The sequence below is a fragment of the Clostridium beijerinckii HUN142 genome (assembly GCF_000621745.1).
Lineage (GTDB): Bacteria > Bacillota > Clostridia > Clostridiales > Clostridiaceae > Clostridium > Clostridium beijerinckii_A.
Genome location: NZ_JHXK01000013.1, coordinates 1 through 24,284 on the forward strand (window position 1 = coordinate 1; position 24,284 = coordinate 24,284).

Here is a 24,284-nt window from a genome sequence, read left to right on the forward strand (position 1 = left end):
GAAGGAGTAAATTTTGACGTATTAACTAATCCGACAGAAATCTTAGTAGATGAAAATGGATGGGTTAAAGGAATGAAATGTGTAAGAATGGAACTTGGAGAACCAGATGCATCTGGAAGAAGAAGTCCTGTTGAAGTTCCAGGTTCAGAATTTGTTATGGATGTAGATACTGTAATAATGTCACTTGGAACATCACCAAATCCGTTAATTTCATCAACAACTCAAGGATTAGAAATTAATAAGAGAAGATGTATTGTAGCTGAAGACGAAACAGGTCTCACTACTAAAGAAGCAGTTTATGCTGGTGGAGATGCAGTTACAGGAGCAGCAACAGTAATACTTGCTATGGGTGCTGGTAAAAAGGCAGCAAAAGCTATAGATAAGTATTTACAAAAAAATAGAATATAGATATAAAACAAATATAATTTTTATGATAAAATCCTAAATTATAAAGCCTTGGCAATATTAAATGAATGTTGTCAAGGTGTTTTTATTTTTAAAAAATTTATAATGCATGTGAATTAAAACTTATACCAGATAGAAAGAGTTTTTTATTTAAGTAATTTGTGCTAAGAGAGTATAATAGATATATATCTAGATACAGTAAGGAGATAAAAATGGAAAATATATTAGTTAAAGAATATTATAATTGGTTTAGCTCTTATGTAAAAAAACTTTATGGGGAAGATAGCTTAATAAATCAGAATATTGAGCTTAAGGAAATACATACATTAAAAGTCGCAGAGCATGCTGTAAATATTGCGAAATCTTTAAATTTGACCCAAGAAGAAGTTAATACAGCGGAGATAATAGGATTATTTCATGATATAGGAAGGTTTGAACAATTTAAAAAGTATAAGACATTTAGGGATGCTTTTTCAGAAAATCATGCTGCTTTAGGCGTTAAAATATTAGAAGAAAATGGAACATTAAAAAACTTAGATGACAGTAGAAGAAGGATTATTATTAAAGCTGTAAATCTTCATAATGCAAAAGATCTTCCGATGGATTTAAATAACGAAGAATCATTGTTTTGCAAATTGATTAGAGATGCCGATAAACTTGATATTTTCAGAATCATTATGGAATATGAGAGAGAAAGAAAAAATCATCCTAATCCGGCGCTTGATAATTTACCTTTTACATCAGGCTACAATTCAGAGCTTATTAAAGATATTCGTTCAAACAAAAAAATTAGTAATAATTCACTGAATAATTATAATGATAGAAAAATATATGAATTAAGTTGGATAATTGATTTGAATTTTTCATTCTCTCTTAACTATATAAAGGAGAGAGACGTTTTAAAAACATTAATTAGTTGTTTACCTAAAAATGAAGAGATTGATGACTTAGAAAGGTACCTTGATAAATATATAGAAAATTCTATAACAAATTAATTTATCTGTAAAATGAACATTTTAATTACTTTCTGTTTGATAATAATATTTTATTTATGGCTATACTAGCTAACCTGAGATTACTAACCAAATGCTAAATGCTGTTAAGTTTAATCTATATATCTATAAGCATTATAATGTCTATAAAATTTAGTGGCATATAATATGTAGGCATAATAACGAATAATACTTATGTTATTTGGAAAATTAACTTTATGTAATCTTTAATTATAAAATACATTTTTATAGTAAATCATATGCTGTAATTGTCTTATAGTAGAGCACATTAAAGTAAATTACTTTAATGAAGAGTAGGTTTTGTATAGATTTATTTAAGAATAATAATTATTAAGATAGCATTGAAAAATAGTATAGTCAGGGGTGGAAAGTATGGAAAACAGTTATAATAATTTAAAAATAGCTGAACGTGGGGCTAGAGTGAGTATTATAGCGTATATAACATTATCATTATTAAAACTCGGAGTTGGCTTTCTGGCTCAATCTAAGGCATTATTAGCTGACGGAATCAATAATACTACCGATATAATAGCTTCAGTGGCAGTTTTAATTGGGCTAAAAATATCGGGAAAGCCAGCTGATGATGATCATCCTTATGGTCATCTTAGAGCAGAAACAATAGCATCATTAATAGCATCTTTAATTATGCTGGCTGTTGGTCTTGATGTGCTCTATAATGCGATTAAATCAGTTATCTTTTTTAACCCTAAGGCTCCTGATTTAATATCTGCTGTAGTTGCAATTTTTTGTGCTGCGGCTATTTACATGGTATATCGTTATAATATGAGGATTGCTGTTAAGATAAAAAGCTCTGGTCTTATGGCTGCCGCAAAAGATAATCTTTCTGATGCATGGGTAAGCATTGGTACGACTATAGGTATTGTTGCTTCTCAGTTTGGTTTTCCTTGGATAGATCCTCTTGCAGCTGTAGTTGTAAGTGCTTTAATATTAAAGACAGGATGGGATATATTTAGGGAGGCAACTCATAATCTATCAGATGGTTTTAGTAGAGAGAAGCTTGATGGTATAACTAAATCTATTAATCAAGTTCCTGGGGTTAAACAAATTAAGAATATAAGAGCGCGCGTTCATGGAAATAATATTTTACTTGATTTGGTAGTTAGTGTTAGTTCTGAATTGTCTTTAGTTGAAGGGCATTCCATTACCGAAAAAATAGAAGATAAATTGAAAGAAGATCTAGATATAACCCAAGTAATGGTTCATGTTGAGCCGGATAAGTAGAAAGTATAAATGTAGCTTAGGAAAAAATAAAATTCCTCGGCTACATTTTTATTTGGAATTAATTAAGTTGTAAAAGCAGAGTGAACCAATTTCGTGTCGAGCGAATAATATAATATGTAGAATTTTACTAATGAATATAAAGAGATAAGCATAAAGCAGGTGTTTTAATGGATATTAATCGAATTATATTTAGTATAAAACGAGGGTATTGTAGATATATTGGTTCTGGTTCTTGCAGAGAAGTATTTGATCTGGGGACTGGATATGTAGTTAAAATAGCGAAGAATGCCGCGGGAATTGCACAAAATAAAACAGAGTATTATATTTCTAATTATGACAACTCGAATTTGTTTGCGAAGGTTGTAGATGTTTCGAAAAACTTTGAGTTTTTAATCATGGAGAGAGCAGATAAGGTATATAATATTACGGAAATATGGAGATGCTTTAATGTTAAAAGTAAAAAGGAAATGTTCAATTTAAAAGAGATAAAAAATATTTCCCAAAATTATAATTTACTATTAAGCGATTTGAATAGACAAAGTAGTTGGGGAATAATTAATGGTAGACCAGTGATTATTGATTATGGATTTACCAGAGAAGTAAGGGAAAAATACTATTAAGTTGTTGTTTTATTAAAGCAGGATTGAGTGTATCATATCCTGCTAAAATATTAGATTACTAAAATTCAAGGCAAAGACGGCTTAAATTTCCTAGTTCATAATCGCGAAAAATAACTCTAGGAATTAATAATGAACTACTGCCTAATGCTATAAATAATGGAACAAAATGCTCAGGGCTTGGAACAGCTAAATCAGCATTCGGAGCTTGCTCTCTATAACTATAAAGTGAATTAAAATCATTTTCTTTTAATCTGTTAATTAGCCAGTCATCGAATTTTTCAGCCCAAGAATCGCTGCTTACAGCTTCAAAGTCAACTAAATTTAGATTATGAACTGTATTTCCGCTTCCGATAACCAGAATGTCTTCGTTACCTAAAGTTTTTAGAGAATTACCTATTTTGATTTGTTCTTCAATAGATAATTCTGAGTTTATCGAAACTTGAACAACGGGAATATTGGCTTCTGGGTAAAGATGCTTTAAAATAGTCCAAGCTCCATGGTCTAGACCTCGATTTAAATCCATTTTTACTTTTATGCCTTCATTTGACAATTTTTCTTCAACTTTTGCTGCAACTGTACTAGAACCTTTTGCCTCATATTTTACGTTATAAAGTTCTTCTGGAAATTCATAAAAATCATATACTGTCTCGTATGTGGAATCAGAAGATGATATAGTCAGTATTTCGCTATCCCAGTGAGCTGTGAACATAACAATGGCTTGGGGATTTAGTTTTTTACCAAGATTATTTAAAAATTCAGTATAATTATCTTCTTCAATGGCCATCATTGGAGAACCATGAGCCAAAAATAAAGGTTTAACCATATAATAAAATCCTCCTTTAGATTCAATAATTAATTAATATTAGATATTACCATAAAGGTCAAAGTTAATACATAAGTTTTACGGAATATTGACTAATTTAATGAATATTATTATATTTAGTATAATATCATAAGTTGCTTATCTTAATTAAGTGGTTATGATAGAATAGTAACAGGTGGTGATTAAATATGGAAAAATTTCATATGTGCCCAAGGTTTGAAAATGCTTTTGAATTACTAGGAAAAAGATGGACCGGATTGATTATAAGAACGTTATTGAATGGACAAAAACGATTTTCAGATATAGGAGAAGCAATTCCTAATATGAGTGCTCGTATGCTTACAGAACGATTTAAGGAGTTGGAAAAGGAAGGAATAATTATTAGAAAAGTTTATCCAGAAACTCCAGTACGTATAGAATATGAGTTGACAGAAAAAGGTCGTGATCTCCAAAGTGCTATGGATGAGATACAAAAATGGGCAGAAAAATGGACTTAACTAAGATAATATAAGAAATATAAAGAACTTTCTTAACTATAATAGAGGTTCTTTATATTTTTTTATTCTTTGAGAAGATCATAAAATTTAGAAGATAATAAAACAGTGCGATGCACAATACGGAACTTAACCAGAGTCGTCTGAGATTTTTTTATTATTTGAAAATTTTAAATATTATGAATTTGTATTTAAAATACTATTGACTAAGTTTTATAAGTGTGTAATAATTAATTTAAAGTTAGTTACTAAATGTAAGTAACTAATTAAAAATATTGATATAAAGTTATATGACTTTACTGTTTTTTGATAGAAAAATATATTGGTTATTCAGATATAATTTTAAATTATTATAAATAAATATTTAGAAAGAAAAAAGTATAAGTATAGAGACTTAAAAAATATATACATGATAGGAGGAATGATTAAATGTCAAAAGGTTTTTTTACTGCTGTAGCAGATAGACGTTCATATTATGGAATTAGTAAAGAAAAGGTGGTTTCTGACGATAGGATCAATGAAATTATAGAACATGCTGTAAAGCATACACCATCATCATTCAATTCACAAAGTGCAAGAGTAGTATTATTGTTGGGAGAGAATCATGATAAATTATGGGATATTACAAAGGATGCTCTAAGAAAGATTGTTCCTGCAGACAAATTTAGTCCAACTGAGGAAAAGATAAATTCATTTAGAAGTGGTTATGGTACAGTTTTATTTTTTGAAGATAATAGTGTAATAGAATCTCTTCAACAACAATTTTCACTTTATAAGGATAATTTTCCAATTTGGTCTCAGCAAGCAAGTGGAATGCATCAGTTTGTGATCTGGACTGCTCTAGAAATTGAAGGATTTGGAGCGTCACTTCAACATTATAATGAGCTTATTGAAAATGATATAAAGAAAGAATGGGGAATATCTGATAGTTGGAAACTTATTGGTCAAATGCCTTTTGGAAAACCAACAGCGGAGCCTGAACCAAAAGAATTTAAACCATTAGAAGAACGTATAAAGGTATTTAAGTAAATAGAAATATTTCAATGACTGTTTTTATATAGGGGTGATGTTATCACCCCTAAAATTTATTTGATAAATTCTAATTTTATTTTAAATTAGGAAATGATAAACTTATATTTTGCAAAAATAATTTTCTTATTTCAAATCGGAGCGTTTTTAGTTAGAAGTGGAAAGATAATAAAAGAAAACTATTTTATACCTCGTCTATGCTAAGTTTAAGCACATGTAATTATATATATTTAGTACCAGAGTCAGCATTAATTATATTTATATAGTTGACAATTAATAATATGTAACTTATAATAAACAAGCAAATAAAAATTTTTTACCTGTATTGGTAATACTTTAGTCTTTAAAATTAGAAGTGAAATTGTAATTAATTAAAGGCAACTATGGTGAACGTAGTTCAGTTGGTAGAGCGCCAGTTTGTGGCACTGGTTGTCGTGGGTTCGAGTCCCATCGTTCACCCCATACTGGGATGTCGCCAAGTGGTAAGGCAATGGATTCTGACTCCATTATTCGCAGGTTCGAATCCTGTCATCCTAGCCAATTTTTGGTTCACTAGCTCAGTCGGTAGAGCACATGACTTTTAATCATGGTGTCCCGGGTTCGATTCCCGGGTGAGCCACCAATTTATGATATGAATTGAATCTCTTAGATTGAACTTAGCATTAGTATGCTAGGTTATTTTTTATTCTCTAAAAGTTGATACTTAAATCAAATCTGCAAATACTGTGTTCTTCGTATTATGAATTATGAAAAAGACTGGTTTTGAAGATTGTCTTTTATAAAGATAATATATTCATATACCAGATTTGGCTCATATGTATTTGAAAAGGCAGATGGGTAAAAATCTCCGGTTCCAATGTCGCCTGCGATTACGTTCTTTTTAATTCATAAAAATATTGTATAGTTTTAAATATATAGATAAACAAATCAATGGCTGATTTATAATTTATAAATCAGCCATTGATTTGTGGAAAGTGACAATAGATAAGTAACAAGTTAAGGGCGAAATTTCCTTTGGGAATTTCTAAAAACATTATTTTAAGAAAAGCCTATGGCTTTTCTTTATTAACTTATCACTTGAAATTTGTCGCTAATGTCAAATTGTTATTTAATCAATATAAACAATAAACTGCATGTTATAAATACCATACTAGAAAGGAGAAACATTTTTATGCAGCAGTCATTGAAAATAAGCTGTTAAAAGCTCCTAATTGTAGGTTGTTTCACTAATGCTTGTCACAACGAAATTTGGAGCAAGCATTAATGGTGCAACTTGCAATTTAGCGCTTTCAGAGAAATTTTCATAGTCCTGTGAAATAACAATATTTCTCCTTTCGGCAGATTATTGCATAAGTCTAAGTTATCCTTGAAATATTATAGTTAAGCACTTTTGCGTTTCTTCGAACGAATAGTCCAGATGATTAGTCCTATAAAGAACCCGTAAAGTGCTGGTATTATCCATCCAAATCCATAATCAAAGCCAGGCAAATATGAGTGAGCAAAATTAACAAGCTGCTTAACTATTAAATTTTCTTGTAGAGGCTGAGGCAATGATTTGCATAAATCAAAAAATGCCGCAATAACTGTGAATCCTGTTGTCCATCTATAAACATCGCTTTGTTTATTAATAAAAGGTGCTAATAGAGACAGTATGATTAAAGTAATTACTAAAGGATATAAAAACATAAGTACTGGTATAGATAATTGAATAATATTACTTAATCCAAAGTTAGCAATTATGAAAGAGAAAACTGTAAATAAAATAGCATATTTTTTATAAGAAATAGAGTTTGGAAACATTTCACTGAACATTTCAGAACAAGAAGTTATCAAACCGATAGCTGTTTTTATGCAGGCAATTCCAACAATAAAAGCTAATAATATTTGTCCGGTGAAACCAAAGTAATGATTACTTACCATAGACAATATACTTCCACCGTTATCAGCACGGGTTACGCTGCCTAAGCTTGTAGCACCCATATAAGCTAGAGATCCATAGATAATAGTCATTCCTATAACGCTAACAAATCCTGATTTACATGTCTCTATAGCAATTGATTGAGGATTTTTAACTCCTAATTTTTGTATATTAGAAATGATAATAATAGCAAAGGCTACAGAAGCTAGTGCATCCATGGTATTATACCCGTCTAATAAACCAGTGAATAATGGTTGAGTTGCATAATTTCCTTGAGCGGGAAATTGACTTGCTTGTCCCATAGGACTTACAAATGTAGCAATTAATAAAATTGATAATAATACCAAGAAAATAGGAGTAAGATACTTACCAACCCAATCTAGAATTTGTCCTGGTTTTAATGAAAAATAAACAGTAAAAGCAAAAAATGCTAATGAAAAAATAATTAGTCCTAGCTTCAAATATTCATCAGAAATAAAAGGATGAATTCCAACTTCAAATGCAACTGTAGCAGTACGCGGAATTGCAAATAAAGGGCCAATTGTTAAATATAATAAGCATGTGAATATACTTGCATAACGAGAGCTAATAGGCCTCGCCATATCAAATAAACTTTCACTTCTCGAAAGAGCTGATGCAATAATTCCCAATATAGGTAGTCCTACACCGGTAATTAAAAATCCAATAGTAGCTGTAGAAATGTGATTTCCAGCCTGTTGTCCCATCTGAACTGGGAAAATTAGATTACCAGCACCAAAAAATAGTCCAAATAGTAATGAACCTATTAATAAGTTTTGCTGAAAGCTTAGCTTTTGTTTCATGAATAATCCTCCTTAAATATTTTCGCATTATCAAAATAATCATACTTCTTTTATTAAAGTGTTTATTTTTTTGCTTTTTGATAATACATTGTCAATTTTTAATTATAATATATTTGCTTATATTAGTAAAATTCATTTTTGAGATATTGTTTAAATTATTTTATTTAAAAATTAAAATGAAAGAGCTATTTACATGTATTGAAGTGAAATTACTTTGTCGAATAAATATATGTGTAAACATAGTTTCTTAAACAGTGACTTAAAAAAATTATGATTAACGCAATATCATAAACTTGTTTGTTGGAATTAAAAACAGTGTCTGACAATTGATTAATAAAAATAAACACTATATTGAATTGCTTAAACACTGTGTAAAAATAGTTTTTTTGTTTAAACACTATAAGCGAAAAGTTAAACAGTTGAAAAAGCAATCAAACAATAAAGATTTGCTCGTAAAAATATTTTTAAAAAAATTATTCAAAAATAAAAATATTTTCAGAAAAACAAAAAATGGTAAAAGCTTTATATAATAAGGTTTTCCATCTTTTAAGTGAAATAAAGAGAGTTTTTTAATACTATCTTTTAAAAAAGCTTTTGTAGAGTTTGGCATCTATATTGCTTTGATGTAATTGCATGAAATAAAGATACTTTAAATTATATAGGGCGGAGGAGATTAGTTATGGAAGAATTAGAAATAGCAATTATGAATATTATAATCAATGCTGGAGACTGTAAAAATCACGCTTATATGGCTCTTAACAATGTGAAAGAAGAAAATTATGAAGAAGCCGAAAAAGAAATGCAATTAGCAAATGATGCTATCGCAAAAGCACATGATGCACAAACGATGTTTCTACAAAAAGAAGCTAACGGTGAAAGAATAAATATGTCAGTTTTATTTGTACATGCACAAGATCATTTGATGACTGCAATAACAGAGAAAAATTTAATAGAGCAAATAATTGAATTAAGAAAAGTTGTAAATAAATTAGCAATTGTTTAAGCGAAAATAGACTATATTTCAAATAATTTTATAGGAATATGTATTGTTTAAAAAGGAGAGGGTAGGAAATGATAAAAATTAGATTATTTTGCGCAGCAGGAATGTCAACAAGTCTTTTGGTAAATAAAATAAAGACTGCAGCTAAAATCAGAGGGATAGAGGTGGATGTTGAAGCTTTTCCAGAAGGTCAAATGGATAAACATTTAGATGGTGTAAATGTTGCATTATTAGGACCACAAGTTGGATACACATTAGGAAAAGCGAAAAAGATATGTGAACCATTAGGAATTCCTGTCGATGTAATACCTATGGTTGATTACGGAATGATGAATGGGGAGAAAGTATTAGATTTTGCGCTAAGATTAACTAACTAGTGAATCAATAAATAAATATGTAGAAATAGAAGGAGTAATTAAATTATGAAATTTTCTAAGGATTTTCTATTTGGAGCAGCTTCTGCTGCATATCAAGTAGAGGGAGCATATAACGAGGATGGTAAGGGAATATCAAATTGGGATGTATTTTCAAAGATTCCAGGGAAAACTTTTGAGGGAACTAATGGAGATATAGCAGTAGATCATTACCATAGATATAAAGAGGATATAAAATTAATGGCGGAAATTGGAATAGAATCGTATAGATTTTCTGTTTCTTGGCCAAGAATAATTCCAAATGGTGATGGAGAAGTTAATCAAAAAGGGATTGATTTTTATAATAATTTGATAGATGAATGCTTGGAATACGGAATAGTTCCATTCATCACATTATATCATTGGGACATGCCTCAAAATTTAGAGGAAGACGGGGGATGGACAAATAAAAGAACTGTTAATGCTTTTGTAAAATATGCGGAGGTATGTTTTAAAGCATTTGGTGACAGGGTGAAGCATTGGATTACTTTTAATGAAACCGTTGTATTTGCATCGTTAGGGTATTTGGCAGGGGCACATCCACCGGGTATTAAAAACAATCCTAAAAAGTATTTTCAAGTAACACACAATGTTTTTACGGCACATGCTAAAGCGGTGAAATCTTATAAGGAAATGAAGCAGTTTGGTGAAATAGGAATAACTCATGTTTTTTCTCCAGCATTTAGTATAGATAGCAATGAGGAAAACATTAAAGCAGCATACCATGCAAATCAGTATGAAATTAATTGGTATTATGATCCGATATTAAAAGGAAGTTATCCAGAATATGTGGTTAAACAATTGGAACAGAAAGGATGGCTTCCGGAATGGACTGAAGATGAGTTAAGTGTAATAAAAGAAATGGCTTCAAAGAACGATTTTATAGGTCTTAATTACTATCAACCGAAAAGGGTTGCAAAAAATAATATTCAAAATGAAAATCAAGAAAAAACTAGAGAGAATTCTACAGGAGCGCCAGGAAATGCATCATTTGATGGGATTTTTAGAACAGTTATGTTAAAAGATAAAGTTTATACAAAATGGGGTTGGGAGATTGCTCCGGACGCATTCTTAGATGGATTAAGGATGCTAAAAGATAGTTATGGTGATATAAAAATGTATATTACTGAAAATGGTTTAGGGGATGAAGATCCAATAATTGAGGATGAAATAGTAGATGTTCCGAGGATAAAATACATCGAAGCACATTTAAAAGCAGTGAAGAGAGCAATTGAAGAAAATATAAATTTAAAAGGATATTACGCTTGGTCTGCAATCGATTTATTGAGCTGGCTAAATGGATATAAAAAGCAATATGGCTTTATATATGTTGATCATAAGAATAATTTAGATAGAAAAATAAAATTATCAGGATATTGGTACAAAAAGATAATAGAAGAAAGAGGAGAGAAACTTTAGTAAAGACTTAGTAGTTAACAGATCCTAATATGTATTCATTAAGCGCGCAATGTTTACTTATATTAAGATTTGGAACTTTAGGTAATATAAAATTTGTTATTTAGTTGAGTATTTAAGGAGGAATTATTATGTCATCGTTTCAAAATAATTTAAATGAAAAAATAATACCGATAGTTATGAAATTTGTCAACTTAAAAGGTGTTCTTGCCTTAAAAGATGGTATCTTATATACATTACCTCTAACATTAGTAGGTTCAATATTTCTATTATTAGCACAATTGCCATATCAACCATTAAACGACTGGTTAGCTGTTACATTAGGTGCAGGTTGGACAGATCCACTGTTTAAAGCAAATGGAGCAACTTTTAACATGATAGCACTTGTTGCAACAATAGGAATAGCATATACTTATGCTAAAAATGAAGGGTATGAGCCGTTATCGGCAGGAGTAATATCATTTGTAGTATTCGTATTAACAACTAGTTCTTCTGTAATAACTAAAAGTGGAGAAACAGTAGGTGATGTCATCCCAACAGCATGGTGTGGGGGAAAAGGTATGGTAACTGCAATTATTATAGGATTAATAGTGGGTGCAGTTTACTCATGGTTTATGAAGAGAAATATTACAATAAAAATGCCGGCAGGTGTACCACAAGGTGTTGCAAACTCTTTTGCAGCGTTAATACCAGGAGCAGTAATAATAGTTGGTGCAACAGTGCTTTATTCAGTGTTTAACTGGGGATTACACACAACTCTTATCGAATGGATATATAAAGTGATTCAAACACCTTTACAAGGTATGACAGATTCAATAGGTGGAGTATTATTTATGGGGTTTGCAATTCCTTTCTTATGGTGGTTTGGAGTTCATGGATCAACAATAGTAAGTGGTGTAATGTCAAGTGTGTTGACGTCAAATACATTAGATAATGCAGCTATAGTTACAAGTGGAAAAGAATTAACAATAGCAAATGGAGCTCATATAGTAACACAACAATTTTTGGATCAATTTATGACAGTAACAGGGGCTGGTATGACAATAGGTTTAGTTGCAGCAATGTTGGCATTTTCGAAATCAGCTCAATGCAAACAATTAGGTAAATTGGCAATAGTACCAGCAATATTTAATATAAACGAACCAATTACATTCGGAACACCAATAGTAATGAATCCATTTATGGCTCTTCCGTTTATAATTACTCCTATGTTATCAGGAATAATACTTTATTTTGCAATAGCAACAGGAATAGTTCCACCATTTGGTGGGGTAATGGTTCCATGGACAACTCCTCCAGTAATTTCAGGTCTTTTAGTTGGTGGTGTTAGAACAGCAATATTGCAATTCTTAGTATTAGTAATGTCATTCTTTATCTATCTTCCATTCTTTAATAAGCTAGATAACATAAACTATAAGAATGAACAAGCTGCTCAAAGCGGAAATAGTGTGTCAGTATAAATAAAATATTTAAATAGAATGTTACACAACTAAATTTAAGTTGTGTAACATTTTTATTTTAGCTAATAACCCTGTTTCTTAATTTAAACAGGTGAAATAGGATATAGTTTTTTGCTATAATATTGGTATAATGCAATAAATAAGGAATATGAGGTGGGAAATTTGGATCCGATTAGTTTGATGAAGTCTATGGCTTCAACATTTACGAAAGTTGAACTTGAAATTTATAATAGATTAATGTCTGACCCGACATTGATTATGAATAGCACGATAGTGGTACTTGCAGAAGATCTTAATGTATCTAATTCTGCTATAACAAGATTTTGTAAAAAGTTAGGATATAAAGGGTATGTAGAATTTAGATATGATTTTTCTTGCTATTTTAATAAAGAAGAGAAAGAAAATGAAGATCATATTATCAACAGAACAGTTACTACATACTTATCGGTTTTGAATATATTGGAAAAAATGATAAGTGAAGATGAGATTAGAAAATTAGTATCTAAGATGAAAAAAAGTAATAATATTCGAGTAATAGGTATAGGAGAGTCTGGATTAATTGCTAAGTATTTAAGATATCGTATTTTTAAATATAAAAGGAATATCGAAGCATTAGATAATAAGTTTGAAATAGATGAAAGTTGTAGTTTAGCAGAAGAGGGCGATATGCTAATCGCTATTACTAATAGTGGGAAAAGTAAGGGAATTAATAGACAGATAGTAGAAGCGTATAACAATGGTATAACGACCGTAGTAATAACAACTAACGATGTTGCGGTTTTGAGAAGTAAAGCACATTTTTATTTTCAGATGCCTTCAGCTGGACAATTTTATAAACCAGGTGCATATGACAACCAGCCAATTATTATCATTTTTTTAGAGATGATAGTTAACTTGTTTGCATTTTTTAATGAAGAGTAGAGAAAAACAAGAAAGGTCCAAATTGAATTATAGAACTTAGTACATATTCTATTTATAAAAATATATATAGTTTATTTCTTTATAATAAAGACCTCCTAGAAGTAGTTGTTATATTACTATTTCTAGAAGGTTTAATTTACTACAAACTAAAAAGTTTTTTAATTTCATCATATCTTTCATGAGTAAGTAGGGCATCTTTTTCTGTATTTTTAAGTTTAACAATATAGGTCCATCTTCCATATGGATAAATTTTAGTAATCAATGATAAATTTATAATATAGGATTTGTGGCTTCTAAAGAATTGAGTATGGTCGAGTTTTTCTTCTATATCGGATAAAGAAATAGAAGTAGTGAAACTATCTGTTTTTGTATATATAACAGTCGAGCTTTCTTCTCTCTGAACTAAAACAATTTCCTTTGTATCCACAAAGCTTATGCCTTCCTTATTTTTTATCATAAGCTTATCCAATCCCTTTTCATGCTTTATTATTTTATCTATACCATCTCCATAGCTGGGTTTATTTAAATTTTTAATTCTGTCTAAGGTTTGCATTACTCTTTCTATTTTGAAAGGTTTTATCAAATAATCAAAAGCATACAACTGGAAGGCCTCAGACATGTATTCTGCATGAGCTGTTGCAAAGATAATTATAGTTTTAGGGTCTATATCTGTTAATATTCTAGCACAATCTATACCGTTGCATCTAGGCATTTCAATATCAAAGAACACCACATTAGGGCGGTGCTCTTTAAATATGCCTATAGCTTCTTCACCATTATCTGTTTCTCCGACAACTTCAAATCCTCCAGATTTATCTAGTATCTTTTTAATTATGGTTCTTATTCCTTTTTCATCGTCAACTATAAGCACTTTTATATTCATAGAATAATTCTCCTAATTTAAAATCTTCTTTTTCTAGTTTTACTTTTTGGCTTTCCAACTATCTCTGAAAGTATAATAGCTTGTTGAAGTCTAACTGGTGTTATTTCCTGGGTAATAGAATCTATAATTCCTTGTGAATTTGAAGAAGTAGCTTCTTTTTTATCATAGTAATTATTTCTTGTATTATCATAAGGGTCTGCGTTTTCATTGGGTCTATCTTCAGTGGAATCACTTTCATCATATTCTTCATCTTCATTTTCTGATTCGGCATAAATGCTTCTATCCATACTATCGTTTGATTCAAAGCTTCTTGGATATTTAAAAACGAGATTTTTGCTATTATTTTTTGTTATAGACGTAGGATCCAATATAGCATTTGCAAAAATCTTTAATAGATCAATAGTATCATTATATTTCATATTTTCACTCTCCCAGGAGTTTATTTTTTGTCTCTCTGCTCTTTACCATCATTAGTAAGGGATTGACCTTTATTTCCTGCACTGGAAATTGAACTTCTCATATTTGTATCTGCAATAACATTTTGCATGTCATAATAGTCCATTATTCCGAGCTTTCCTTCTCGAAGTGCATAAGCCATTGCTCTTGGTACTTCAGCCTCTGATTCTACAACGGCAGCTCTCATTTCTTGTTCTTTAGCTACTGCCATTGCTCTTCTTTCTTCAGCCTTAGCTTGTGCGATATTTTTATCAGCTTCTGCTTGTAAAGTTTGAAGTTGAGCTCCTATATTTCTTCCTACATCTACGTCAGCTATATCAATAGATAGAATCTCAAAGGCAGTACCTGCGTCTAAGCCCTTGTTTAATACTGTTTTTGAAATAGCATCAGGATTTTCTAATACTATCTTATGGCTAGTAGAAGAACCAACTGTAGTAACTATACCTTCACCAACTCTGGCTAAAATAGTTGCTTCTCCAGCTCCTCCAACCAACCTTTCGAGATTAGCTCTAACTGTAACTCTAGCCTTAACTAAAAGTTCTATACCATCTTTTGCAACTGCTGAAACATTTGGAGTTTCAATAACTCTAGGATTAACACTCATCTTAACTGCTTCTAAGACATCTCTACCAGCTAAGTCAATAGCAGCAGCCTTTTCAAATTGCAAATCTATGTCAGCTCTATGAGCTGCAATTAATGCATTAACTACATTATCTACATTACCACCAGCTAAATAATGGGCTTCTAATTGATTGACGTTAAGTCCCATACCAGCTTTTGTTGATTTAATAAGTGGAATTACAATTTTAGAAGGTACAACTCGTCTAAGTCTCATACCAATCAAATTGAATATACTTACTTGAACATTTGCTGCTAAAGATGATATCCATAATCCTATTGGTATAAATCTAACAAATACAGTAATTAAAAATACAACTGCTATTGCTACTATAAGTAAATTAGTAATCATTAATAATCTCTCCTTTAAATATAAATTTATATTTTAACTTTTTTTACTAGTAATTTAACTCCGCTAACTTTAAATATTTCTATATTAGTCCCTTTGTGAATGTATTCTCCTTCGGAAATTACATCAAATTTAACTCCGTCTATATCTACAGAACCAGTTGGCCTTAGATCGGTAACAGCTATTCCTGACTTTCCGAGTAAATAATCCAAATCTGATGAGCTAATATACCCTTGTTCTTTCTTTTGCTCATCGGGAAGAATTAATTGTTTAAAGAACTTTCCTTTTGTGAAAAAGGTTAGAACAACGCCTAACATAATTCCGAGAATTGCTAGAATTCCTAAGGTCATAACTAATGCTTGTGCAAAATTCTCTGCAGTTAATACTACTGCAAGTATTAAACATATAGCTCCCGCAATTCCTGGGACCCCAAAGCCTGGAATATGCATTTCTAAAAGTACTAATCCAAATCCTACTATTAGAAGTAAAACTGTAAGAACTGTTACATCAGGTAAAAGTGCGATCATATTTTTGTACCTCCCTCCTTGCTATATAAATATAATAAGCTACATGTTGAAGTTTGGTAACATAAAGCTTCTAAGTTATACATTTTTAAGGTTCAAATGTCATTTATTAGAGTGGTAGCATCTTTGGTTATAAATTTATCAGACTTTATTATTCTTTTTTAGGTAGAACTACTTCAAAAGATGTTCGCTTATCATTTGAGGTAACTTCAACCGTACCGGAAAAACTTTCAACAAGTTCTTTGACTATGGCAAGCCCCATGCCATCACCTTTTCCACTCTTAGTTGAAAATCCTTCTTTAAATATGGTACCTATAATTTCATTGGGGATACAATCTCCATTATTTGATATATTCATCCTTATATTTTTCAGATCCTCTGATAATTCAACAAGTATATATCTATTGCTAGGCTTTTGCTTTAAAGCAAATATAGCATTATCTATAATATTGCCAATAATTCTGCAAAAATCCCATGGCTCCATATTAAGATTCATTAAGGTACTTTTTATTTCAAGTTCCATCTCTATGTCGTTCTTTTCTGCCATTTGTAATTTTGCCTGGAGCAATGCATTCACTGCTGGTTTTGAGGTTTTTAGAGCTTTACTAACTCGTACTATATCTTTATAAACGGGCTCTATATAGTTTCTTGCTTCCCTAAATTCTTCAAGTTCCATTAATGAGTAAATAACTTGAATGTGATTCAAATAATCGTGACGTTGAGACCTTAATGTTCTATTAAATTCCTCAAGATACCTTATAGTATCTATTAAATTATTACTACCTTTCTTAAATAAAAAATTATAGAATATTATTCCTGTAATAATACTATTAATCCCTATACTTACAGCTACAACATAAATGATAAAGTTTCCTTCAATCATGTGGGGGTTTTGACTTTTATAGTAAATGAATAGTGTTATAAAGATTATTTGTATTAAGTTTAAAAATATAGATACTAGTATAATCTTAGAGATGTTATAGGCTTGTTTTTTTATTATCATATATTACCTCCTTGCAAATATATTTTAACATGTTTCTCTTAATATTAACCTTAAAGCACCTTAATTTATTCTTAATCAGTAATCGAAAAAATAAATGTTGTTTGTATAATTGACTAAAAGTTTATGAAAGAAATTGTAAGGTGTTATATAGGAAATATAAATTTTGTTTGTCCAATATAATCAATAAGTAGGTTTTATTTTATTGTATTTGCGAGGGAAGGGGAGATTGCTTTTTATGCAAATACTATGAAGAGGAATCTACATATTTAAAATTAAGAGGAATAAATTGTAAAACTTAGCATGTATAGCACAAAGATTTATAGTATAATATAAGATAATAAGGAAGTAATAATTAATTATAAGGTCTTGTGAAATTATTGAAATTAATATTTTTTTATTAGGAATGAACGCTAAGCGTATTATATTTAATATGTTTTGGATGCATATAGGGAGGATTTATGAAAGATAAAGAAATGTTTATTGAGGAATACGGCGAATTTAAAATGCGAAAATTAACTGAGGATGATTTAGAACAATTTAATGGGCTTTTACGTTATGCATTTCAAATAACAATGGAAGATCTTCTGCATACTGGTTGGACAGAAGAGCAAATTATGCATGCTAAAATGCCGATTCTTAAAAATGCATATGTTCTGGGGTGGTTTTATCAAGGGAAATTAGCTTCGATGATTGTAGTATATTCAATGAAAGTAAATATTCATGATAATATTTGTAAGATGGGGGGGGTTACAGGTGTCGCCACTTATCCTGAATACACTGGAAAGGGATTAATTCATTCTTTAATTAAACGGGCTATTATTCATATGAATGAAGAAGGTCAAGTTATTTCTTGCCTATACCCATATTCAATCCCCCTTTATAGAAAGCATGGCTGGGAAATCATTTCTGATAAAATAACTTTTACAATCAAAGACTCGCAGCTTCCTAAAAAACGGTCAGTAGAAGGAATGATGGAGCGTGTAGATTTTGAATGCGAAGACCTTTTAAATGTACATGACTATTTTTCTATGCAACGTCATGGCGCAATGATTAGAGATGAGCTTGCTTGGGATGAATATTGGCGTTGGGATAGTGATGATATTATTCCGGCTATCTATTACAGTAAAAATCATAAACCTCTTGGTTATTTAATTTATTATATTAGAAATGATATATTTTATATTAAAGAAATGGTTTATTTAAATACTGAAGCACATCATGGAATCTGGAATTATATAAGTGCACATTATTCTATGGTGAACGAAGTAAAAGGTAATAATTTTTCAGGGGAACCAATGGCTTTTTTATTTGAAGATAGTGAGATAGTTGAAACTATTAAGCCGTATTTTATGGCAAGGATTATAAATGTAAAAGAATTTATAACCCAATACCCATTTTTAGTAAAATCACAAAAACTTAGAATCAGCTTCAAAATAAATGATCCTATTGCTCAATGGAATAATGGTGTTTTTAATATTTATTGGGATGAAGAAGAAACAGTCTGTGAGAAAAGTGATGATATGTATGCTGCTAATTTAGTGGAAATGGATATTCAGACATTAACAACTATGCTTATGGGATATAAGCGTCCTACATTTTTATATGAGTGTGGAAGAATAAAAACAGAATATTATATGCTTAAAATTTTAGAACAGTTAATACCAGTAGAGAAGCCTTATTTTTCAGATTATTTCTAGGCTAAAGATATATAAAGATAGTATGTATCTAATTAAGTTGTAATAATACATTTATATTTAAGATACTGATAAGCTGAGCGTTTAGCTAAGGCTAAAATGTAGAAAATTAATTGCAGTATATAATGAATTTTATAACTATTTTTTAAATTATGGATACTTTGTTGTTAAACGTAATCTGCCATTAAGAATACTAAAAACTACAAAGTATTCATTTCCAAAAGCTCTATTAATTAATAAAATGCTAAATAATTGATTCTGTTAAAATTCTATAAATATCTTAAATACCACATGAATTAAGAGTGGTTTTATAAGAAGTTCCCCATTTAATCATAGAATCAAGAATAGGTTTTAAACTATACCCAGTTTCGGTTAAGGAATATTCAACTCTTGGAGGGACTTCAGCATAAACTTTGCGGGTAACTAGTCCGGAATCCTCCATATCTCTTAGGTTTTGGGTAAGAACTTTCTGTGTTATAGAACCAACAGATTTCTTTAGTTCTCCAAAACGCTTTGTTCCCTCAAGTAAATCCCTCATAATTAAAATTTTCCATTTATTTCCTATGAGTTGCAGAGTAATTTCAACTGGGCAATCGGGCAATTCTCTAGACATGAAAATACACATCCTTTCCTAAAGTACATTTCTAAATTTTATGTTTTTTTGAGTAGTTACATAGTTTTTGATATCATAAGCTTTATTATAAGTTCAAAGGTAAAGGAAATCAATGAAAACTCAACTATATACTAAGTTTGGAATCATATATTATACATAATTTAATAAGTTGCTGTGAATAGGTTTTGGTAGTTGGCGCTTTAATAGTATGTATTTGGATACTATAGCACTTTAAAGTGCTTACTTTCCAATTATAATTTAACAAATTATAATAAAAATATAAGAAGCGGCCGCTTCAGGTAGAAAAAACTTACATTGTGTTTTTTTGAATATTAAAATGTTCTATGATAAGAGGAGATAAAAAATGAAAAAAGTAGTTGAGTTTTTAAATGCAAACCCAGTTCAATATTTAGCAACGGTAGGACGTGATGGAAAGGCAAAGTGTCGTCCATTTATGTTCTGCTTAGAGAAAGAAGGGAAGCTTTGGTTTTGTACAAACAATACTAAAGAGGTTTATAAGGATATGCAGGCTAACCCTGAGATAGAAATATCTGTTTCCAGTTCAACATATTCATGGATAAGGATAAGTGGAAAGGCTGTATTTGAAGATAATCTAGAAGTTAAAGAGGAATGTATGTTAAATCCTATAATAAATGGACAATATGAAGAAGCTTCAAATCCAATTTTTGAAGTATTTTATTTAGTAGATGCAAAAGCAGTTATTGCTGATTTTTCTGGTAATCCGCCAAAGGAATATAGTTTATAAGAATAAATAATAGCCTTGAAATATGATTTATTTCAAGGCTATTTCTGCATTATTATAAGTGGCTAAAATTAAAGAAATAATTCAAAGATATAGTTAAGTTAATAACCCAATAAAATATATAGTAGAAAATAAAAAAAGCTGTACTACAAGGTATTTAAACCAAGTAATACAGCAATCCACCAAAATAAATGGTGCCGCTGGCCGGATTCGAACCGGCACGATATCACTACCAGAGGATTTTGAGTCCACCACGTCTGCCAATTCCATCACAGCGGCATGTAAACTGACAAAAATTATTCTACCATGTCTTAAAGAATATTTCAATAGGTATTTTTAATTTATTTTTATTTTTGGAAAATTAATTTATAATATCCATGTAGAAATACATAATGAAAGTATTAGACAATATTTTATCTAATTAAAGTTAATATAAGATTTTTATTCATTTGTAGTTCGGATTTTCAAATAAAAGTAGATAAATGTGCATAAATTTTTAAATAAAGGTTGTGGGGAATCAAATCATTTGCTAGAATAGGAATAGGGAAAAGTGCCCCACTGGGTTATTTTATGCCCAACTACAATTTTAAACTTAGAAATAAGATTTAATAATTTGTAATTATCTATTAATTAGGGAGGAGCAAAAATATATGATGTATTCAAAAGAAGTTGAAGAAATGTGTGTACTTGCTAAAGGTCCTAATCACGGATCAGCGCCAATTCCTGTAGAAGGAAAATGGGTTCAATCTAAAGAAGTAACTGATATATCAGGTTTAACTCACGGAATAGGTTGGTGTGCACCACAACAAGGAGCTTGTAAATTAACATTAAACGTTAAAGACGGTATTATTCAAGAGGCATTAGTTGAAACAATTGGATGTTCAGGAATGACTCATTCAGCTGCTATGGCTTCAGAAATATTACCAGGAAAGACTATATTAGAAGCATTAAACACAGACTTAGTTTGTGACGCTATAAACACAGCTATGAGAGAATTATTCTTACAAATCGTTTATGGAAGAACTCAAACTGCATTCTCAGAAGGTGGACTACCTATAGGAGCAGGTCTTGAAGATTTAGGAAAAGGTTTAAGATCTCAAGTTGGTACTATGTATGGAACTTTAGCTAAAGGACCAAGATACCTTGAAATGGCTGAAGGATATGTTACTGAAGTTGCTGTAGATGACGATAAAGAAATCATTGGATATAAGTTTGTTAACTTAGGAAAAATGATGGAAAGTATTGCTAAAGGAATGGATGCTAACGAAGCATTAGAAAAAGCTAAAGGTCAATACGGTAGAGTTGCTGACGCTGCTGAATTATTAGACCCAAGACATAAATAATTATTTGTAAAGGAGGATTATTAAAATGGCATTATTTGAAAGTTATGAAAGAAGAATTAACCAAATCACTCCAGTACTAGAAAAGTACGGAATGAAAACTCTAGAAGATGCAAAGGCAGTTTGTGCTGAAATTGGAGTGGATCCATATACAATTGTTAGAGAAACTCAACCAATCGCATTTGAAAACGCTGGATGGGCATACGTTTTAGGTGCTGCTATAGCAATAAAGAAAGGTTGTACTAAGGCTGCTGATGCTGCTGAAGCAATCGGAGAAGGATTACAAGCATTTTGTATCCCAGGTTCTGTTGCAGATGACAGAAAAGTTGGTTTAGGACACGGAAACTTAGGAGCTATGCTTTTAAGAGAAGAAACTAAATGTTTCGCATTCTTAGCAGGACACGAAAGTTTTGCTGCTGCTGAAGGTGCTATTAAAATAGCTGAAAAAGCTAACAGAGTAAGAAAAGAACCATTAAGAGTTATCTTAAACGGTCTTGGAAAAGATGCTGCATTCATTATTTCAAGAATTAATGGATTCACATATGTTCAAACTCAATTTGACTACTATACTGGAGAAGTTAAAGTAGTTAAAGAAAAAGCATACTCAAACGGAGAAAGAGCAAAAGTAAGATGTTACGGTGCTGACGACGTTAGAGAAGGTGTTGCAATCATGCATAAAGAAGGAGTTGACGTATCAATCACTGGTAACTCAACTAACCCAACAAGATTCCAACATCCAGTTGCAGGAACATACAAGAAAGAATGTATCGAACAAGGTAAGAAATACTTCTCAGTAGCATCAGGTGGTGGTACAGGAAGAACTCTTCACCCAGATAACATGGCTGCAGGTCCAGCTTCATACGGTATGACTGATACTATGGGAAGAATGCATTCAGATGCACAATTCGCAGGTTCATCATCAGTTCCAGCTCACGTTGAAATGATGGGATTAATCGGAGCAGGTAACAACCCAATGGTTGGTATGACTGTTGCTGTAGCAGTTGCTGTTCAAGAAGGAATGACTAAGTAGTCTGTTTGTGTATATAAATAAAAAAGAACTGAACATAATAAAAATGTTCTGAATACAAGCCCAATGTAAGGTTAAATTTTAACCAAGCATTGGGCTTTTTTCGTCCCCAAAAATACAACTACAAAATCATGTTGCACACCCTCGCTACGCCTTGGCGACCTAACACAACATATTGCAATCACACACCTTAAAGCAAATCACCCAGCTGTAAATATCCAGAAAAAAGAAGAAGAAAAGAAGAAAAAATCTCGAAAAAGAAGAGGGGAAAAAAAAGAAAATCATTCAGAACTTTATTATCATGAGGGCTGTGGATAACCAGAAAAATGAGGGGATTTCCGTTCAGGACATTATTATTAAGGAAGAAAGAGGAAAAAGGGGATGAAGGTAGATGGAATAAGGAATTGAAGGGGATTGGGGGCGTTCAGAAGTTTTTTATTAAGGAACATTTGGTGTATTATAATAAAAAACATCCCAATCTATCATTCAAAATCCCCAAACTCATAAAAAAGTTCGGGAAAAATAGATAGGGCATACGCCCCGTATTAGGTCAGAATGGCTTAATACGGGGCTTTTTAGCGTGTTTGTTTTGGGGAACTATATTATGATTCTGGCATGTTATCTGAATTTTAACCTGTTCATAAGTCGGAAAAAAGGGCGATTTTGGCTTGGCGGACTTTATTATGAGGGATGAACTGGTAAAAGGGTGGGAGGTGAGTGGGAGTGAGGGTTGAGAGGGTGTGGAGGAGGTTGGGAGATTTTTTATGAGGGAACATTTGGCTGTTCCTTAATAAAAAAGAACTGAACGAAATAAAAAAGTTCTGAATATAAGCCCAATGAAAGGTTAAATTTTAACCAAGCATTGGGCTTTTTTGCCCACCAAAATTCAACCACCAAATCTTAAAACATTACCCTCGCTACGCCTTGGCGACCTAACTCAACATATTGAAATCACACACCTTAAAGCAAATCACCCAACTATGAATATCCAGGAAAAAGAAGAAGAAAAGAGGAAAAAATTCCGAAAAAGAAGAGGGAAAAAAGAAAGAAGATCGTTCAGAACTTTATTATCACGGAGCTTGTGGATAACCAGAAAAAAGTGGCTATTTTCGTTCAGGACTTTATTATTAAGGAAGAAAGAGGAAAAAGGGGATAAAGGTAGAAGGAATAAGGGAGTGAAGGGGATTGGGAGCGTTCAGGAGTTTTTTATTAAGGAACATTGGCTACATAGTTAAAATAAAGTTTCCAATCTAGCATTTAAAGCCCCAAACTCATAAAAAAGTTCGGGAAAAATAGATATGGCATACGCCCCGTATTAGGTCAGAAATGGCTTGATACGGGGCTTTTTTGCATCGTGGATTTTTTATGAGGGAACACTGTTTGGTTGGGAAGATGTAATGCTTCGTTATCTTATATTTATTGAATTTGCGAGAAACAAA

Annotated in this window: 25 protein-coding genes and 4 tRNA genes; 20 read left to right on the forward strand and 9 right to left on the reverse strand. The window is 31.1% G+C overall.

What is annotated here, in order from left to right; genetic code table 11:
- The 4 genes from T483_RS28820 to T483_RS0107700 all read left to right on the forward strand — a co-directional run.
- On the forward strand, positions 1 to 408 hold a 408-nt coding region (locus tag T483_RS28820), incomplete at its 5' end, for an FAD-dependent oxidoreductase (protein WP_035790071.1).
- Between the two features lie 209 nt (positions 409 to 617).
- On the forward strand, positions 618 to 1,400 hold the full coding sequence (locus tag T483_RS0107690; protein WP_026886331.1) for an HD domain-containing protein: 783 nt from the start codon (positions 618 to 620) through the stop codon (positions 1,398 to 1,400).
- A 390-nt stretch (positions 1,401 to 1,790) separates the two neighbouring features.
- Positions 1,791 to 2,660 (forward strand): cation diffusion facilitator family transporter, encoded by an 870-nt coding sequence (locus T483_RS0107695; RefSeq protein WP_026886332.1) that lies wholly within the window; start codon positions 1,791 to 1,793, stop codon positions 2,658 to 2,660.
- A 167-nt stretch (positions 2,661 to 2,827) separates the two neighbouring features.
- Positions 2,828 to 3,280, forward strand: a complete 453-nt coding sequence (locus tag T483_RS0107700) for a hypothetical protein (protein ID WP_026886333.1) — start codon at positions 2,828 to 2,830, stop codon at positions 3,278 to 3,280.
- Between the two features lie 58 nt (positions 3,281 to 3,338).
- On the opposite strand, the gene T483_RS0107705 is transcribed toward T483_RS0107700, so the two are convergent.
- The gene (locus tag T483_RS0107705) at positions 3,339 to 4,103 is read right to left on the reverse strand and encodes a DODA-type extradiol aromatic ring-opening family dioxygenase (RefSeq protein ID WP_026886334.1); all 765 of its coding nucleotides are present in this window, start codon (positions 4,101 to 4,103) and stop codon (positions 3,339 to 3,341) included.
- A gap of 188 nt (positions 4,104 to 4,291) precedes the next feature.
- Between T483_RS0107705 and T483_RS0107710 the strand changes: the two genes are divergently transcribed.
- From T483_RS0107710 to T483_RS0107730, 5 genes are all read left to right on the forward strand, one after another.
- Positions 4,292 to 4,600 carry a winged helix-turn-helix transcriptional regulator gene (locus tag T483_RS0107710; RefSeq protein WP_026886335.1) on the forward strand — a complete coding sequence of 103 codons (309 nt, stop codon included), beginning with the start codon at positions 4,292 to 4,294 and terminating at the stop codon, positions 4,598 to 4,600.
- A 426-nt stretch (positions 4,601 to 5,026) separates the two neighbouring features.
- Positions 5,027 to 5,626 (forward strand): nitroreductase family protein, encoded by a 600-nt coding sequence (locus T483_RS0107715; protein ID WP_026886336.1) that lies wholly within the window; start codon positions 5,027 to 5,029, stop codon positions 5,624 to 5,626.
- Positions 5,627 to 6,012: 386 nt separating this feature from the next.
- Positions 6,013 to 6,088, forward strand: a tRNA-His gene (locus T483_RS0107720).
- 3 nt (positions 6,089 to 6,091) lie between these two features.
- Positions 6,092 to 6,166 (forward strand) — tRNA-Gln (locus T483_RS0107725).
- 6 nt (positions 6,167 to 6,172) lie between these two features.
- Positions 6,173 to 6,248: transfer RNA gene (locus T483_RS0107730), tRNA-Lys, on the forward strand.
- Between the two features lie 758 nt (positions 6,249 to 7,006).
- Here T483_RS0107730 and brnQ read toward each other — a convergent pair.
- Positions 7,007 to 8,365 carry a branched-chain amino acid transport system II carrier protein gene (gene brnQ, locus T483_RS0107735; protein ID WP_026886337.1) on the reverse strand — a complete coding sequence of 453 codons (1,359 nt, stop codon included), beginning with the start codon at positions 8,363 to 8,365 and terminating at the stop codon, positions 7,007 to 7,009.
- Between the two features lie 679 nt (positions 8,366 to 9,044).
- On the opposite strand from brnQ, the gene T483_RS0107740 reads away from it, so the two are divergent.
- The 5 genes from T483_RS0107740 to T483_RS0107760 all read left to right on the forward strand — a co-directional run bounded on the left by T483_RS0107740 (position 9,045) and on the right by T483_RS0107760 (position 13,575).
- A complete protein-coding gene (locus tag T483_RS0107740) occupies positions 9,045 to 9,368 on the forward strand; it encodes a PTS lactose/cellobiose transporter subunit IIA (protein ID WP_026886338.1) in 324 nt (107 codons plus the stop codon).
- A 68-nt stretch (positions 9,369 to 9,436) separates the two neighbouring features.
- Positions 9,437 to 9,742 carry a PTS sugar transporter subunit IIB gene (locus T483_RS0107745; RefSeq protein WP_026886339.1) on the forward strand — a complete coding sequence of 102 codons (306 nt, stop codon included), beginning with the start codon at positions 9,437 to 9,439 and terminating at the stop codon, positions 9,740 to 9,742.
- A gap of 45 nt (positions 9,743 to 9,787) precedes the next feature.
- Entirely contained in the window at positions 9,788 to 11,197 is a 1,410-nt protein-coding gene (locus T483_RS0107750; protein ID WP_026886340.1) for a GH1 family beta-glucosidase, read from the forward strand.
- A 128-nt stretch (positions 11,198 to 11,325) separates the two neighbouring features.
- Complete coding sequence (locus T483_RS0107755) at positions 11,326 to 12,654, forward strand: PTS sugar transporter subunit IIC (RefSeq protein ID WP_026886341.1); 1,329 nt, start codon at positions 11,326 to 11,328, stop codon at positions 12,652 to 12,654.
- Positions 12,655 to 12,807: 153 nt separating this feature from the next.
- Entirely contained in the window at positions 12,808 to 13,575 is a 768-nt protein-coding gene (locus T483_RS0107760) for a MurR/RpiR family transcriptional regulator (RefSeq protein WP_242841820.1), read from the forward strand.
- Positions 13,576 to 13,714: 139 nt separating this feature from the next.
- Here the strand turns inward: T483_RS0107760 and T483_RS0107765 are convergent, their stop codons facing one another.
- The 5 genes from T483_RS0107765 to T483_RS0107785 all read right to left on the reverse strand — a co-directional run bounded on the left by T483_RS0107765 (position 13,715) and on the right by T483_RS0107785 (position 17,408).
- Positions 13,715 to 14,458, reverse strand: coding sequence for a LytR/AlgR family response regulator transcription factor (locus T483_RS0107765; protein WP_026886343.1), 744 nt, complete (start codon positions 14,456 to 14,458; stop codon positions 13,715 to 13,717).
- 17 nt (positions 14,459 to 14,475) lie between these two features.
- On the reverse strand, positions 14,476 to 14,877 hold the full coding sequence (locus T483_RS0107770) for a hypothetical protein (protein ID WP_026886344.1): 402 nt from the start codon (positions 14,875 to 14,877) through the stop codon (positions 14,476 to 14,478).
- 20 nt (positions 14,878 to 14,897) lie between these two features.
- Complete coding sequence (gene floA / locus T483_RS0107775) at positions 14,898 to 15,884, reverse strand: flotillin-like protein FloA (protein WP_026886345.1); 987 nt, start codon at positions 15,882 to 15,884, stop codon at positions 14,898 to 14,900.
- A gap of 26 nt (positions 15,885 to 15,910) precedes the next feature.
- Positions 15,911 to 16,408, reverse strand: coding sequence for an NfeD family protein (locus T483_RS0107780; protein ID WP_026886346.1), 498 nt, complete (start codon positions 16,406 to 16,408; stop codon positions 15,911 to 15,913).
- 148 nt (positions 16,409 to 16,556) lie between these two features.
- Complete coding sequence (locus tag T483_RS0107785) at positions 16,557 to 17,408, reverse strand: sensor histidine kinase (RefSeq protein WP_026886347.1); 852 nt, start codon at positions 17,406 to 17,408, stop codon at positions 16,557 to 16,559.
- 458 nt (positions 17,409 to 17,866) lie between these two features.
- Between T483_RS0107785 and T483_RS0107790 the strand changes: the two genes are divergently transcribed.
- The gene (locus tag T483_RS0107790) at positions 17,867 to 19,105 is read left to right on the forward strand and encodes a GNAT family N-acetyltransferase (protein ID WP_026886348.1); all 1,239 of its coding nucleotides are present in this window, start codon (positions 17,867 to 17,869) and stop codon (positions 19,103 to 19,105) included.
- 277 nt (positions 19,106 to 19,382) lie between these two features.
- Here T483_RS0107790 and T483_RS0107795 read toward each other — a convergent pair whose 3' ends face one another.
- Entirely contained in the window at positions 19,383 to 19,715 is a 333-nt protein-coding gene (locus tag T483_RS0107795) for a winged helix-turn-helix transcriptional regulator (protein ID WP_026886349.1), read from the reverse strand.
- Positions 19,716 to 20,079: 364 nt separating this feature from the next.
- On the opposite strand from T483_RS0107795, the gene T483_RS0107800 reads away from it, so the two are divergent.
- Positions 20,080 to 20,481 carry a pyridoxamine 5'-phosphate oxidase family protein gene (locus T483_RS0107800; RefSeq protein ID WP_026886350.1) on the forward strand — a complete coding sequence of 134 codons (402 nt, stop codon included), beginning with the start codon at positions 20,080 to 20,082 and terminating at the stop codon, positions 20,479 to 20,481.
- Positions 20,482 to 20,670: 189 nt separating this feature from the next.
- Here the strand turns inward: T483_RS0107800 and T483_RS0107805 are convergent.
- Positions 20,671 to 20,757, reverse strand: a tRNA-Leu gene (locus T483_RS0107805).
- 371 nt (positions 20,758 to 21,128) lie between these two features.
- On the opposite strand from T483_RS0107805, the gene T483_RS0107810 reads away from it, so the two are divergent.
- The 4 genes from T483_RS0107810 to T483_RS0107825 all read left to right on the forward strand — a co-directional run bounded on the left by T483_RS0107810 (position 21,129) and on the right by T483_RS0107825 (position 24,080).
- Positions 21,129 to 21,821, forward strand: coding sequence for an iron-sulfur cluster assembly scaffold protein (locus T483_RS0107810; protein WP_026886351.1), 693 nt, complete (start codon positions 21,129 to 21,131; stop codon positions 21,819 to 21,821).
- 25 nt (positions 21,822 to 21,846) lie between these two features.
- A complete protein-coding gene (locus tag T483_RS0107815) occupies positions 21,847 to 22,848 on the forward strand; it encodes a GGGtGRT protein (protein ID WP_026886352.1) in 1,002 nt (333 codons plus the stop codon).
- A 323-nt stretch (positions 22,849 to 23,171) separates the two neighbouring features.
- Complete coding sequence (locus tag T483_RS0107820) at positions 23,172 to 23,375, forward strand: hypothetical protein (protein ID WP_026886353.1); 204 nt, start codon at positions 23,172 to 23,174, stop codon at positions 23,373 to 23,375.
- Between the two features lie 450 nt (positions 23,376 to 23,825).
- A complete protein-coding gene (locus T483_RS0107825; RefSeq protein WP_155268459.1) occupies positions 23,826 to 24,080 on the forward strand; it encodes a hypothetical protein in 255 nt (84 codons plus the stop codon).
- The last annotated feature ends 204 nt before the right edge of the window (positions 24,081 to 24,284 follow it).